8 protein-coding genes are annotated in these 15,022 nt (G+C 71.7%); 2 read left to right on the forward strand and 6 right to left on the reverse strand.

What is annotated here, in order from left to right; translation table 11 throughout:
* The first annotated feature begins 175 nt into the window (after nt 1-175).
* Together AC3IF3_RS01185 and AC3IF3_RS01190 are read left to right on the forward strand one after the other, a co-directional pair.
* Nucleotides 176-7,618: an SDR family NAD(P)-dependent oxidoreductase gene (locus AC3IF3_RS01185; protein ID WP_489226863.1), complete on the forward strand. Its 7,443-nt coding sequence runs from the start codon at nt 176-178 to the stop codon at nt 7,616-7,618.
* A complete protein-coding gene (locus AC3IF3_RS01190) occupies nt 7,615-8,982 on the forward strand; it encodes an aminotransferase class I/II-fold pyridoxal phosphate-dependent enzyme (protein WP_489226864.1) in 1,368 nt (455 codons plus the stop codon). Before AC3IF3_RS01185 ends, AC3IF3_RS01190 begins: the two co-directional genes overlap by 4 nt.
* Nucleotides 8,983-9,130: 148 nt before the next feature.
* Here the strand turns inward: AC3IF3_RS01190 and AC3IF3_RS01195 are convergent, their stop codons facing one another.
* The 6 genes from AC3IF3_RS01195 to AC3IF3_RS01220 all read right to left on the reverse strand — a co-directional run bounded on the left by AC3IF3_RS01195 (nt 9,131) and on the right by AC3IF3_RS01220 (nt 14,740).
* On the reverse strand, nt 9,131-9,646 hold the full coding sequence (locus tag AC3IF3_RS01195) for a GNAT family N-acetyltransferase (protein WP_489226866.1): 516 nt from the start codon (nt 9,644-9,646) through the stop codon (nt 9,131-9,133).
* 5 nt (nt 9,647-9,651) lie between these two features.
* Complete coding sequence (locus tag AC3IF3_RS01200; RefSeq protein WP_489226867.1) at nt 9,652-9,939, reverse strand: type II toxin-antitoxin system TacA family antitoxin; 288 nt, start codon at nt 9,937-9,939, stop codon at nt 9,652-9,654.
* Between the two features lie 235 nt (nt 9,940-10,174).
* Nucleotides 10,175-11,359: a polysaccharide biosynthesis/export family protein gene (locus AC3IF3_RS01205; RefSeq protein WP_489219404.1), complete on the reverse strand. Its 1,185-nt coding sequence runs from the start codon at nt 11,357-11,359 to the stop codon at nt 10,175-10,177.
* Nucleotides 11,359-11,550: a hypothetical protein gene (locus AC3IF3_RS01210; protein ID WP_489219406.1), complete on the reverse strand. Its 192-nt coding sequence runs from the start codon at nt 11,548-11,550 to the stop codon at nt 11,359-11,361. The genes AC3IF3_RS01205 and AC3IF3_RS01210 overlap by 1 nt, the downstream gene beginning before the upstream one ends.
* 1 nt (nt 11,551) lies before the next feature.
* Nucleotides 11,552-13,042 (reverse strand): LTA synthase family protein, encoded by a 1,491-nt coding sequence (locus tag AC3IF3_RS01215; protein WP_489226868.1) that lies wholly within the window; start codon nt 13,040-13,042, stop codon nt 11,552-11,554.
* Between the two features lie 195 nt (nt 13,043-13,237).
* Complete coding sequence (locus tag AC3IF3_RS01220; RefSeq protein WP_489226870.1) at nt 13,238-14,740, reverse strand: capsular polysaccharide export protein, LipB/KpsS family; 1,503 nt, start codon at nt 14,738-14,740, stop codon at nt 13,238-13,240.
* Nucleotides 14,741-15,022: the final 282 nt, after the last annotated feature.

A 15,022-nucleotide genomic window follows, 5' to 3' on the forward strand; every position in this document is an offset into this window, starting at 1 on the left:
GATTGGATAAGCTTCTGATGAATACATGTCACAGCCTTCGGCAATTTCGCCGGGCGGGGATGACCTGGCATCGGGGCTGGTTGGACACCGCAATGGTGCCACAGTAAGGGGTGAGAGGGTACTCACTCGTCGAGAGCCGAGCCGACTTCCGATAACGAGCGTGTGCGAACCGAACGTGACACAACGTACAGATATTGCGATCGTCGGACGCGCATGCCGACTGCCCGGGGCCCCGAGCGTCGACGGGCTATGGCACCTCCTCTCCGAGGGGCGCTGCGCCGTCAGCAAGGTACCGGCCGACCGCTTCTCCCTGGAGCGGTTCGCGCATCCCCGGGCCCATGAGCGCGGCAAGAGCTACACCTGGGCGGCGGGCGTCATCGACGACGTGTGGTCGTTCGACCCGGCGGTGTTCGGCATCTCGCCCCGCGAGGCCGAGCAGATGGACCCGCAGCAGCGGATGCTGCTGGAACTCACCTGGGAAGCCCTCGAGGATGCGGGCCTGCGCCCGTCGAGCGTGGCCGGCAGCCATATCGGCGTGTTCGTCGGCGCCTCGTCCCTCGATTACGGCAATTTGCGCATCCTCGACGCGCCGTCGGGCGACGCCTACGCGGCGACCGGCAACACCCTCTCGATCATCTCGAACCGCATCTCGTACATCTTCGACCTGAAGGGTCCGAGCTTCACGGTCGACACCGCCTGCTCGTCCTCGCTCGTCGCCTTCGACAACGCCGTCCAGGCGATCCGCTCGGGCCGCGTCGACACGGCGGTGGTCGCCGGCGTGAACGTGCTCGCCAGCCCGTTCAACTTCATCTGCTTCTCCAGCGCGCAGATGCTCTCGCGCACCGGCCTGTGCCAGGCGTTCTCCAAGAACGCCGACGGCTACGTGCGCTCGGAGGGCGGCGTGGTGTTCGTGCTGCAATCGGCCGAGGCGGCACGGCGCAACGGCGCCACCGTGCGCGCCGTGGTCGCGGCCTCCGGCATCAACTCCGACGGGCGCACCACCGGAATCTCCCTGCCGTCGGGCTATGCCCAGGGCGCCCTGCTGGAGAAGGTCTACCGCGAGGCCGAGATCAACCTCGACGACCTCGCCTTCATGGAAGCGCACGGCACCGGCACGCCGGTGGGTGACCCGATCGAGGCCTCGGCCATCGGCTCCAAGCTTGGTCGCGGCCGGCAGGCGCCGCTGCCGATCGGCTCGATCAAGACCAATATCGGCCACACCGAGCCGGTCTCCGGCCTCGCCGGCCTGATGAAGGCGACGCTCGCCCTGGAGCACGACCTCGTGCCGCCGTCTCTGCACGCGGCCGAGCTCAATCCCGAGATCCCGTTCGACGAACTCAAGCTGAGCGTCGTGCGAAAGGCCCTGCCGATCAGCCGCGGCCCGCGCGAGCGCTTCGCCGGCGTGAACTCGTTCGGCTTCGGCGGCACCAACGCCCACGTCGTGATCACCGACGCCCCCGCCTGGGCGAAGCCCGACGCCGCTGCGCCCCGGGCCTCCGCCCAGGTGCTGCTGCTCTCGGCCCAGAGCCGCGCCGCGCTGAACGAGCTGGCCCTGGACTATGCCGAGCGGCTCGAGGCCGAGCCCGCCCGGGCCCCGGCCATCGCCGCCGCGGTGGCGCATCGCCGGGAGCGGATGCCCGCCCGCCTCGCCGTCGCCCTGGACGGCAAGACCGATATCGCCGCGGCCCTGCGCGCCGTCGGCGAGGGCGAGGATTCGCCGGACGCCTTCACCGGCACCGCGGTCGACCGCGTCGCCGAGGTGGCCTTCGTCTATTCCGGCAACGGCAGCCAGTGGGCCGGCATGGGCCGCGAGGCCTACGCGGAGAACCCCGCGTTCCGCGCCGCCTTCGACCGGGTCGACACGCTGTTCCAATCCTATGCGGACTGGTCGCTGAAGGACGCCCTCTACGCCGAGGACCTGGACGAGCGCCTCGCGCTCACCAGCGTCTCGCAGCCGCTGATCTTCGCCATCGAGAGCGCTTCGACGGCCGCGCTCCGGGCGAAGGGCCTGATCCCGTCCTACGTCCTCGGGCACAGCGTCGGCGAGATCGCCGCCGCCGAGGCCGCCGGGATCCTGAGCCTGGAGGACGCGGTCCGGGTCATCTACTACCGCAGCCACCATCAGGAGACGACGCACGGCCAGGGCACCATGGCGGTGCTGCTGATGCCGGCCGAGGAGGTCGAGAGCTTCCTCAAGGATTATCCGAGCCTCGACATCGCCGCCTATAACAGCCCGAAGGCCGTGACGGTGGCCGGGCCGGTGGCCGATATCGACGCCGCCCTCAAGGCCCTGTCGCGCAAGCGCCGGCGCGGACGCAAGCTCGACCTCGCCTACGCCTTCCACGGACGGCTGATGGATCCGACCGAGAAGCCGCTGCTGCGCGATCTCGCCGGCCTGAAGGCGCGGACGGGCACCACCGCCATGGTCTCCACCGTCACCGGCTCTGTGCTGGACGGGTCCAATTTCGGCGCCGGCTACTGGTGGCGCAACATCCGCGAGCCGGTGCGCTTCAGCGAGGCCGTGCAGGACGCCACCCGCCGGGGCGCCCGCATCTTCGTGGAGGTCGGACCCCGCGCGACCCTGATGTCCCACGTCGGCGACGCGGTCGAGCCGCTGGGCATCGAGACCGCCACGGTCGGCGTGATGCACCGCAAGGCCTCCGGCGGCGACCCGATCGCCAAGGCGGTCAGCGCCGCCCTGGTCCAGGGCGCGCAGGTCGATGAGGCCCTGCTGTTCGGCGATGCGCCGAAGGGCGACGTGCGCCTGCCCACCTATCCGTGGCAGCGCCGCCCGTTCCGCCTGGCCGACACCACCGAGGGCGTCGGCGCCATGAGCCCCCGGCCCTATCATCCGCTGATCGGCTCGCGCACCACCTTCGACGGCCTGGAGTGGAACGGCTTCGTCGATCCGGCCACGGTCCCCGAGCTGGAGGACCACAAGGTCGACGGCCAGGTGATCATGCCTGGCGCCGGCTTCGTCGAGATGGCGCTGGCCTGCGTCCGCGAGGCCCTGCGCGACGACGAGGTCGTGCTGGCGGATTTCGAGATCGTGGCGCCGATGGTGTTCGCCGAGGACGCCCTGCGCGAGGTCGCGGTGCGCCTGTCGGGCTCGGGCAACGGCATCCAGGTCCTCAGCCGTCCGCGCCTGACGCAGACGCCCTGGCAGATTCACGCCCAGGCCAAGATCGTCGAGGGCACGTTCTCGGCCCCGAAGGTGCCGGAGCTGAACGGGTTCAGCTTCGAGACCGCGGGTGACCACGTGCTCGCCGGCGAGGCGCTGTACGCCAAGGCCCTCGCCTCGGGCCTGGCCTTCGGCCCGAGCTTCCAGCAGGTCGCCATGAGCGCCCGGCTGGACGACGCGACCATCGTGTCCGACCTGCTGCCGGCCGAGCCCGACAGCCGCTACGCCCTGGTGCCGAACCGGCTCGACGCCTGCTTCCACGGGCTGATCCTGCTCTTCGCCGACCTCCTCGGCGAGAATGGCGGCAAGGCCTATATCCCGGTGCGCTTCGGCGAGGTCCGGCTGCTGCGCCCCGGCGCGGTGATCGCCCGCTCGATCATCCGGACCCGCCGGTGCAACGAGCGCTCGATCCTGGCCGACTTCACCCTCCTCGACGCCGAGGGGGCCGTGGTCGCCACGATCCGCGAGGGCCGGTTCCAGGCCCTGCGCGCCAAGAGCGGCGGCGACCTCTCGGCCTTCGCGATCTCCCAGGTGCCGGAACTCGCCACCGAGCCGACCGCGATCCCGATGGAGCGCCGGCCGAGCGTGGCAGCGCGCCTGCGGCCGCTCGCCGCCGAGGCGAAGGGACCGGCCGACGCCGCCCTGTCGCCGGGGCACCTCCTGCTGGAGGGCTGGGCGACCTCCCTGGCCTACCGCCTCGCCTCCGGGCTGGCGCAGGGCGAGACCGTGTCGGTCGCCGATCGCCGCGTCCCCGAGGCCCTGCGCCCCTGGCTGCTGAACGCCCTCTATGCCCTGGAGAGCAGCGGCCTGGCCGAGCGCGCCGGCGAGAACTGGGCGCTGGGCGACGGGTCCGCGCTGCCGGCCCCCGACGAGATCATGCGCTGGATCGCCGGCGATCATCCGGATCTCTCCGCCGAGCTGGTGCTGATCGCCGATGTCGGCGCCCTGGTCGATCGCCTGCTCGCCGGCACGCTGACCGACGCGCCCGCCCTGCCGCAGGGCGCCATCGACGCCTTCGTGCTGCGCTCGGCCACCGCGCGCCACGGCGCCGACGTGGTCGCGAAGCTCATCGAGCGGAGCCGCGTGCAGCTTCCGAAGGAGCGGGCGCTGCGGGTTCTGCAGGTCGGCTTCGGCCCGCTCTCGGCTCAGGCGGCGACCTTCGCGGCCGCCGCCGAGGCCCGGCTCACCGTGTTCGAGACCGACCGCAGGCTCGCCGAGCGCGCCCGCCTGTCGCTCGGCCGCGCCGCCGCCGTGGTCGAAACCGCCGAGGAGCTCGCCCCCGGTAGCTTCGACGTGATCCTGGCGGCCGGCAGCCTCCACCGGGGCGACCGCGCCCTGCCGGGCCAGCTCGCCGGGGCGCTCGCCACCGGCGGCCTGCTCGTGGCCGTCGAGCCGGGCGCGTCCCTGTTCCGCGACCTCGTGTTCGGCCTCACCGCCGGCTGGTTCGAGGAGGCCGTGGGCGGCCTGCCGGTCGGCCGGCTCGAGGATATTGAGGGCTGGCAGCGCACGCTCAGCGCCCACGGCCTCGTCAAGGTCGAGGTCGAGCGGGCGGCCTCCGCCAACGGCGACGACCTGCTGCTGACGGCCGAGGCACCGGTGCGTCCGGGCCCGGCCGCGGCGCAGAGCTTCGCCTTCATCATCGGCTCGGACGACGAGTTCGCGGCCGAGACCGCCTCGTCCCTGGCGACTCTGCTGGTCGCGGGCGGCGTCCACGTCTCGATCATCCTCGATTCCGAGACCTCCCTGATGGAGCTGGAGAAGGAGACCCCCGATACGGTGGTGTTCCTGGCCGGCGCCTTCACCCGCGGCGGCGAGGCGGCCGAGCGGCTGCGCGACCGCTGCCTCAGCCTGAAGCGCTGCATCGAGCATCTCGGTGCCCGCCAGACCCGTCTGTGGGTGGTGGCGCCGGGTGCGACCCGCGACCGCGGCGGCCAGGCCACCAACGTCGAGGCCGGCGTCTGGGCCTTCTCCCGCACGCTGGCCAACGAGGCCCCGAATCTGGATGTGCGCCGCATCGACCTCTCCCCCGAGATGTCGTCGAAGCGCGCGTCCGAGCGCCTGCGCGACCTGATCCTCTCCGGCACCCCGGAGACCGAGATCGTGCTCGACGACGAGCGGACGCAGGTGGTGCGTTTCCATGCCGGCCGGCCGCAGCACCGGGATCCCGCCGATGCCGTCCCGGCGGAGGCGGCGCGCCTTGAGCGGAGCAACACCGGCGGCCTCAGCGAGATGGTCTGGGGGCCGGCCGAGCGCCGCACCCCCGGCAAGGGCGAGTTGGAGATCGCGGTCGAGGCCACCGGCCTCAACTTCCGCGACGTGCTCTGGGCGCTCTCGATGCTCCCCGAGGAGATCCTGGAGGACGGCTTCGCCGGCCCGCGGCTGGGCCTCGAATGCGCCGGCCGGGTCACGGCCGTCGGTCCGGGGGTGAAGGGCTTCAAGGTCGGCGATCCGGTCGTCGCCTTCGCCCAGTCGGGCTTCGCCACCCACATCGTCGTGCCCGACCTCGTGGTCGCGCCGATGCCGCAGGGCCTCGACCCGATGGCGGCCGCCACCGTGCCGGTGGCGTTCCTCACCGCCTATTACAGCCTCGTCTCCTGCGCCCGGATGCGGCGCGGCGAGTGGGTGCTGGTCCATGGCGGTGCCGGCGGCGTCGGCCTCGCCGCGCTCCAGATCGCCAAGCTGAAGGGCGCGCGGGTCATCGCCACCGCGGGGTCCCGCGAGAAGCGGGCGCTCGTGAAGGCTTTGGGCGCCGAGCACGTGCTCGATTCCCGCTCGCTGGCCTTCGTGGACGAGGTCCGGGCGATCACCGGCGACGGGGTCGACATCGTCCTGAACAGCCTGTTCGGTGAGGCGATGGAGCGCTCGCTCAACGCACTCCGGCCCTTCGGCCGCTTCGTCGAGCTGGGCAAGCGCGACTACGTCGCCAACACCCATATCGGCCTGCGCCCGTTCCGGCGGAACCTCAGCTACTTCGGCGTCGACCTCGATCAGGTGATCCAGCACCAGGGCGATGACGGCGCGCGGATGTTCCGCGAGGTGATGGCCCTGTTCAACGACGGCGGCCTGAAGCCCCTGCCCTACCAGCCGTTCACGGCGGCCGAGACCTCGGACGCGTTCCGGCTGATGCAGCAGTCCGGCCACATCGGGAAGATCGTGATCAGCCCGCCCAGGGCCGGCACGATCATGAAGGACACCAGGCGGCCGTTCACGGTCTCGGCCGAGGGCGTCCACCTGCTCACCGGCGGCCTCGGCGGCTTCGGCCTCGAGGCGGCGCGCTGGCTGATCGACCGGGGCGCCCGGCACCTCGTGCTGGCCGGCCGCAAGGGCGCGGCCACCGACGAGGCCAAGGCGATCGTCGCCGACCTCGCCGGCCGGGGCGTGAGCGTCACGGCCAAGGCGGTCGACATCACCAGCCGTTCGTCGGTGGATCGCCTGATCGCCGAGATCGAGCAGGGCGGGAGGAAGCTCGCGGGCGTGCTCCACGCCGCGGCGGTGCTCCAGGACGGCCTGATCGCCAACATCGACGCGGCTGCGCTCGACGCAGTGATCGGCCCGAAGGTGATCGGCGCCCAGCACCTGGACGCCGCCACCCGGGACCGCAGTCTCGACTACTTCGTGATGTTCTCCTCGGCGACGACCTTCATCGGCAACCCGGGCCAGGGCTCCTACGTGGCCGCCAACGGCTTCATGGAGGGTCTGGCCCGGCAGCGCCGCCGCCGCGGCCTGCCCGCCCTGGCGGTGGCCTGGGGTGCGATCGGCGATGTCGGGATGCTCGCCCGCAACAAGGCTGTCATGGAAGGCCTCGCCGGCCGCGTCGGCGTCACGCCGATGGAGGCCCGCCGCTGCCTCGACCTGATGGCCGAGGCGCTGGGGAGCCAGGGCACGTCCCCGGACGAGGCGGTGATCGCCATCGCGGCGATGCATTGGGGCAAGGCGCGCGAGCGGCTCGCCACCATGCGCTCGCCGAGCTACGCCGAACTCGGGTCTGACCAGCAGGCCGAGGCCGGCGGCGTCCAGGCGATCAACATCGGGGCGCTCCTTAAGGGCGGCGACCTCGACTCGGTCCGCAAGACCGTGTCGGACGCGATCGTCGAGGACATCGCCCGGATCCTGCGCCTGCCCAAGGACGACATCAGCCGCGTGCGCCAGCTCTCGGAGATCGGCCTCGATTCCCTGATGGGCGTCGAGCTCGGCGCCAGCCTGCAGGAGCGCTTCGCCCTCGACGCGCCGCCCGCCGGGCTCTCGTCCGGCATGACCGTCAACGAGCTGTCGGAGTCCTTAATTCAGGCGGTTTCCGCGCCCATGGACGAGGCAGCCGGCGTCGCGATGAGTCTCGTCTCGAAGCATGTCGGCGGTGAGATCGATGCGCAGATGATGGCGCCGCTCCGGGAACTCATCGAGCAGACGTCCAGCGAGATCAAAGAGACCAACTCATGACCGATACGGCACGGCCGGACGGCGGACGCGCGGCGCTCGCCGGCTTCGTGACCAACCGGCTCGGGCGCGCGACGCCGCGCCCGGCCCCCGCCAAGGCGGCCTCCCCCGCCGGAAAATCGGCGGCGCAGAACTTCGAGAACCTGCCCGGCTACCGGGAGCTGAAGCTGCAGCGCCAGGCGGCCGAACTGATCGGCCTGGGCAACCCGTTCTTCCGCGTTCACGACGCGAAGGCGGGGGCGACCACCCGGATCGACCAGAAGACCTTCACCAACTTCTCGTCCTACGACTATCTCGGCCTCAACGGTCACCCGCGGGTGAGCAATGCGGCCCGGGAGGCGATCGACGCCTATGGCACCTCCGCGTCGGCGAGCCGGGTCGTGGCGGGCGAGCGGCCGGGGCATATCAGCCTCGAACAGGCGCTGGGCAAGCACTACCACTCCGAGGGCTGCGTCGTGATGGTGAGCGGCCACGCCACCAACGTGACCACCATCGGCGCCCTGCTCGAAGCCGGCGACGTGATCTTCCACGACGCCCTGTCGCACAACAGCATCGTGACCGGCGCGCAGCTCTCGGGCGCGCAGCGGCGCTCCTTCGCGCATAACGATCTCGACGCCCTGGAGAGCCTGCTCCAGGCCACCCGCCACGAGCACCGCCGGGCGCTGATCGTGGTCGAGGGCCTCTACAGCATGGACGGCGACGCGCCGGACCTGGCCGGGCTCGTCGCCCTCAAGAAGCGCTACGACGCGTGGCTGATGGTCGACGAGGCCCACGGCCTCGGCGTCACCGGCCGCACCGGCGCCGGCCTGTTCGAGCATTGCGGTGTCGACCCCAAGGAGGTCGACATCTGGATGGGCACGCTGTCGAAGACGCTGTCTACCTGCGGCGGCTACATCTGCGGACCGATCGCGCTGATCGAGTACCTGAAGCACTCGGCCGGCGGCTTCGTCTACAGCGTCGGCATGTCCCCGCCCCTCGCCGCCGCCGCCGAGGCGGCGCTGGCCGTGATGCACGCCGAGCCGGAGCGGGTCGAGCGCCTGCGCCAGAACGGGACCCTGTTCCTGGCCACCGCCAAGAAGCTCGGCCTCGACACCGGCTTCAGCCTGGGGCTGGCCGTGGTGCCGATCATCGTGGGCGATTCGCTGAAGGCCGTCACCCTGTCGGACCGGCTGTTCCGCCGGGGCATCAACGTGCAGCCGATCATCCACCCGGCGGTGCCGGAGCGGGCATCGCGCCTGCGCTTCTTCCTGACCTCCGAGCACAGCGCGGACCAGATCCGCGATACCGTGAACGCGGTGGCCGAGGAGCTGGCGGCGATCGACAAGGGCGGCTCGCTGATCGAGCAGCTGCTGGCCAAGCGGGCTTGACAGCAGCCGGCGCTGCGGGGCGCCGGCATTATTCGACGCCCTCCGCTTCCTCTTCCGGACGACGCGCGGGCCCTTCGCGTTCGGTCGCCTCGATCGATGCCGACATCAAGTCTTGGGCTTGATGTCGGCGCGATAGGCCGAGTGGCCTTCATCCGGGCTCTTGGTTTAGCAGAGCGAGGCCCGTCGCGATCGGCAGGTACAGCCGCATCGGCTTATTCGTCAGCGGCGCGAAGCCGAGGTCGACGTAGAAGCGCGCGGCTTTCTCATCGATGGCGTCCGCGAAGATCGCGTGACTGGCGATGGCGGCTGAGGCGGCGGTGCGGATCGCATCGAACACAAGGGCCTCCCCGAGCCCGCGGCCACGGAAGGCCTCGTCCCGCCCCATCCAGCCCAACAGGACAGCCGGCACGGTCGGGTAGCGCGGCAGCGTTCTGGCCAGTCCATCCGGGATGTCCGTGAGCGGCACACTGTTCGAGGACAACGTGTAGAAGCCGCCAACGCGCCCGGTCGCGATTTCCCGGGCGACAAAGCAGGCCGCGTATCGGCGCTTCACGTCCTGAGAGACGGTTTGCCGGAAATAGGCGTCCACACGGGTATTTCCGCTCGTGAAGCCGCGTCGATCGTGGCCCTTGGACAAGGGTTCGATCACGAAGGGCGCCGTCATCCCCGTCAACGCGGCCGGATTAGGGTCGCGTGACGCTCCGCACTGCGTTTGAGACGATCGGTCGGCTTCGGCGGGTCGATCAGCGCCTGAGCGAATCGCAGCTGATCGGAGCGGGCAAGCCGCAGAATCTCGGCCTCTTCGACCACGTGTCGGGCATCCTCGCCGGCCGTCGCGATCAGGTAGCTCGTCAGGGTCATGCCACGGAGCTGTGCCGCACGCTGCAGCATGTCGTAAACCGGCACCGGGATCCTCGCCTCCAGCCGTGCCGTTCCATCATCCTTCCTCGACACCATGGATCAACCTCCGGCTTCGAAAATACGGCAGATTGCCGTATTATTCAAGCCGCGGCGATGGTGTGCATCACCGCCAAGGAGAGGTGATCATGGCCATACAGGCTCCTCAATGGCGGTGCGGGATCGGGGGTCGATCCTGCGCCTCGCCTCGATGCGGCGCGCCAAGGCCGTCCGGATCCCCATCTCAACCCGAAATCGCGGTAACACGCTCCGCCCCGAGCCCGGAACAGGCAACCTACTTCGCGTAGTAGTAGGCGGTTGCGACGGAGGAGACGGGTCCGGTGACGCCGCTGAAGGCGGAGAGGACCTTGGACAGTTCGGTGAAGGGGGCGTTGGACACGTAGACGAGGTCGCGGTTGCGCATGCGGAACGCCTGGGAGACGAACAGGCTGTTGGGGTCGCGCATGTCGATGCGGTAGACCACGGGCACGAGCGGCGTGGCCAGCAGTTTGGAGCCGGGGTTGAGCCGGCGCACGACGCTGGCGGGCTCGAACCGGAAGATGAAGGTTCCGGCCGGATCGGCGGCGAAATCCGACAGGCCACGCGCCTTGGCCAGGGCCTGGGCCAGGGTGATGCCGTCGGCCTGGAACGGCAGCTCGGTGGCCTGGCCGAGCGCGCCCACCGCCAGGAAGGTCTGGGGATCGCGCACCAGGGTGAGCACGTCGTTGGGCCGCAGGTAGATGTTCTCCTTGGGGTTGGACACCACGGTGGTCAGGGGCACGGTGGCGGTGACCGGCCCGCGCGACAGGCGCACGAAGGTCTCCGAGACCGGCGAGCGGTTGCCGCCGGCGGCCGCGATGACGTCGAGGATGCGGTCGCCGTGGCCGGAGAGCGGCAGGCGGGCGCCGGCGGCGCCCTCGCCGGTGACGGTGACGGCCTGGGAGATCGGGCGGGTGACCGAGACCAGCACCTGCGGCTGGATGGCCTTGCCGGCGAGTTCGTTCTCGATCAGGGACTGGACGTCCTGGGGGCGGCGGCCGGCGACCTTGATCCGGCCGGCATAGGGCACCGAGATGGCGCCGTCGCGCCCGACCGGCTGCTCGGGGATGAGGGCGGATTTGGAGCCGGCGGAGAAGCGGTCGGCGACCAGCGGCCCGGAGAACAGGCCGCCGGAGCCGGCCTCCCAGACCGAGACCGAGACCATGTCGCCGATGCCGATGACCGGCTCGGCCGACGACCGGTGGTCGCCGAAGGAGGCGAGCAGGCTGTCCAGCGGCCGTCCGCGCAGGGCCTCGACCACCGCGGGGGTGACGTCGATGATCTCGTAGCGCGCCAGCATCCCGCCATCCGGGGTGGCCACCTCCGCGCCCGCCTGGATCGCGCTCGCCGTCGGACCCGCCGCGGGCAGGTACGTGCAGCCGCCGGCAGATCCGGCCGCCAGGGCGGCCATCAGGGCGGTGCGCGCCGTCTTACGCAGCATCACAGAGTTTTCTCCAGCCGGTTCCGCACCATCGCTGGCCCGAACCGGACGTTCAGATTGACCGCAAAACGCTGCGATCGCTTTAACGGTCGTGCCAGGGCGGAAACCGCGTGGCGGACGGCCGTGCTATACCGCCGGTAATGCGTCACCAGCGTGGCGCTGCCGCGCGGCCCGGCGGCAAGCTTGACCATATCACGTCCCGGCGGGGCTGTCCGCAGGCATGCGGGCGAGGGCCCCGCGCAGCGCGCGCCCCAGGGCGTCGGCCGCGAGGTCGATCCGGCGCGCCGGCGCAGCCGGGTGGCCGAAGCGGAACAGGGCGTATTCGGTCGTCCGACCGCCGAAGCCGGGCTTGCAGCTCGGCAGCGAGGGGGCGTGGTCACCGAACACGCAGAGCGTCATGGTCTGGCCCCGCTCCCCGGCCAGCCGGTCGAGCCCGGCCACGATTGCCTCCACCATCTGCCCGGTATGGGCCACGTGATGGAGGTATTGCGCCTGTGGATCATCGATCCCCGGCAGGCGCCCGGGCTTCCACGGTCCGTGGTTCTCCATGGTCACGCAGAACAGGAGCAGGGGCGTCGGCCGCGCCCGGACCTCCGCCAGGAGGCGTTCGCCCAGGGCGACGTCGCCGACATAGGGGCCCACCCGCGGCGCGTCCCGGAAGGCCTCTTCCATCACCTGCTCGGTGAAGCCGAAGGCTTCCATCACCTGCGCCCGGCGGAAGAAGTCCCGGTGGAACGGGTGCAGGAACAGGGTCCCGTAACCCCGGCCGCGGGCGAGCCGCGCGAGGCTCGTCGGCTCGTCGCCGCTGCGGGAGGTGTAGGGGTCGTACCGGCCGAAGCCGAGGCTGTCGGACGGGCGGCCGGTGAGCACGGCGTGCTCGCTGCGCATCGTGTAGGCGCCGTGGGCGGGGACCTCGAGCCGGCCGTACTGGGCGGCCCGGCTGCGGAACAGCGCCATCGCCGGCAACGGCGCACCCCCCAGACGCTCCGGGTCGATGAACGATTCGAGCTGGATCACCACCACGACGTCGTCCCCCGGCCCCGGGGGCAGCGCGGGCGCCGGAGGCGCCGGCTCGCTCCCCGCCAGCGCCCGGGCGGTGTAGCCGAGGAGGCTCGCCGGCAGGCCGACCCGGGCCACGTCCGCCTCCAGGTCGGGGCGGGGGAACCAGCGGGCGATCAGCCGGGCGAGGGGCGGATGCGGTGCGGCTCGGACCAGCAGCCCGAGCAGCAGCGGCAGGCCGATCAGCGCCAGGATCCGCGGGAGGGTGGCGGCCGGCAGCACGCTCGGCTCGGTGCGGTACCAGATCACGGTGGCGGCGAGGGTGAGGAGGGCGGGAACGCAGACCCGCGGATCCCACAGGGGCGGGATGTAGTAGAGCTGGGGATGGCGCGGCACCTGCGGCAGCAGGGCGAAATCGCTGAACAGCAGCGGCTCGCCGATCACCGAGCGCTTGGCCCGGCTCACGTAGACGAGCGCCGCGACCGAGATCAGGCAGGTCAGCCCGGCGAGCCAGGGACGCCAGGAGAAGGCGAACCAGAACAGCAGGATCAGCAGATAGCCGGTGAGGCGCAGGGCGAGGTCGCGCGGGGCGAGGCTCGCCCGGGTGATCGAATCGCCCACGACGACCTCCAGGAGAAGGCAGAGCGCGAGGGCGAGGCCGGTGGCGGTGAGGAACGTCGTCAAGACTCGGGCACTCGACGTTTGAGCGGGCATCCTCGTGGCCGGGACCGGGCGGGTCCGGCGGTGAAGAGCGCGCGGGAGCAAGGTGTTGCGGGCCGTTCCTGATCCAGCAGGATCGGGGCCGGCCCCGGGGCGAACGGCTGGCCGCCGAGGTTAGAAGCCCGCGCTATCGCTTTGATGTCGCGGGCACGTCACGCCCTATCCCGGGCCGCCCCCGGCCTCGCGGCCCACGCCGCGGCGGCTGCGCAGCGCCCGCACCAGCGGATTGAGCAGCCCGTAGCGGGCCCGCATCACCAGATGGGCGGTGCGGCCGATGGAGAGCGCGCTGCGCGGGGCCGTCTCCCGGGCCGCGCTGAGGCGATCGAGGAGCTGCTCCGGGCTGCACGGCTTCATCGCCACGGGATCGAGATAGCGCGGATAGAGGATCATCGCGCCGGCGACCAGCTCGTCGAGGCCGAGCCTGCGCCCGCGGTCGGCCCCCGGCGCGAGATCCTCCGACAGCCCCCAGCCCGCATAGAACGGCCGGCCATGCGTCGCCACGCTGAGCCCGCGGATCAGCGCCTCGAACCCAGCGAGCGACGTCATGGTCTCGACGTGGTGCACCCGGTCGAGCAGGTCGACGATGCTGATCCCGGCCACGATCCGGTCGGCGAGGGTCAGCGCCTCCGCCTCCGGGATGAGGCCCGGGCGGAAGCCCGCCTCCACGTCGGGATGCGGCTTGTAGAGCAGGAACGCATCCGGGTTGCGCCGCCGCGCCGCCTCCAGCAGCGCCCGGTTCGAGCGGACCAGGGGGGAGCCGTGGCGCACCGAGGCGTCGTCCTCCACCTGCCCGGGCACCAGCACGATCCGCCGCCCGGCGGGCCAGTCGAGCGCTGCCGCGTCGAGGCCGACATTGTACTTGCTGAGCCGGCGCGCCACGACCTCCTCGCGGAGGCGTCGGGCCCGGGCGACGAGGTCCGGGGTGAAGTCCGACTCCGCCAGCAGGCGCTGCAGGCGGCTCTCCCGGCGCGGGTCGTAGTAGATGCCCAGATCGTCCACCACGATGGAGGCGCCGGGCTGGAGGCTCGCGCCGAGGCCGACGGAGCGCAGGAAGCCGTCCTCCACCCGGGCCAGGGGCAGCCCGGCCCCGGCGCAGGCCTCCTCTAGCCGGCCCGGCGCCCGGGTCGCCCAGGCGAGGATCCGGCCGCGGTGGCGCCGCCCCGCGGCGATCGCGGCCTCGGTGGTCATGGTGTGGACCGGCCGTCCGGCGGGCCCGGCCGCGAGCACGTCGAGGGCCGGCCGCTTCCAGCGCGACATCCCGACATAGACCACCCGCCGGTCGTTCTCGGAAAAGCGCGCGGCGAGCCATGCCACCCGCTCCGCGCAGGCGACGCGGCCGACCGGTGCCCGGGTCCAGGGATCGAGGTAGTGAATTCCCCCCTCCCCGCCGAGCGGCTTGCCGTCGAGGCTGATCCGCAGGGACGAGAACCCGCGCTCCGGATCGTCGTAGGGGCTCAGCAGCGGGCCGGGGGCGACCACGAGGCGGCGGCGGCCGGCGAGCGCCAGCATCCGGTCGGCCAGGCTCCCGGCACCCCAGACCGCGCCGGCCGCGCCGGGATGCGCCCGCGCGAAGGCGAGGCCCGTCGCGGCCTCGATCTCGGCCCGGAGCCGGCGGATCGTCCGGCCGGTCGCGTAGAGCGACGGGGTCGGTTCAAGGGGCATGGTCTGGGCGTCCGGCTCCGCGCGATCGAAGGGCTCCGCCCGCCTGTAGCGCATTTTCGCCGGCATGGGATGGTGTGGGATTTCGGGGACAACCCAAGGTCCGTCGCGCGGGCGCCACGTCCTTGAAAGGATTCGGACATACCGTCGCCGTGATTGCCCGCTCAATCCAGGCGGAGCCGCTGCCGTGCGACCGTTGCAGACGGGTCACGCGGGTGCGGAAAAGCCGTGCTGCGGCACGGCCTCGGATTGCGGGGCCGCCGGGCGCCGTGCCACCTCAGGGTC

It is taken from the genome of Methylobacterium sp. J-118 (assembly GCF_057836565.1).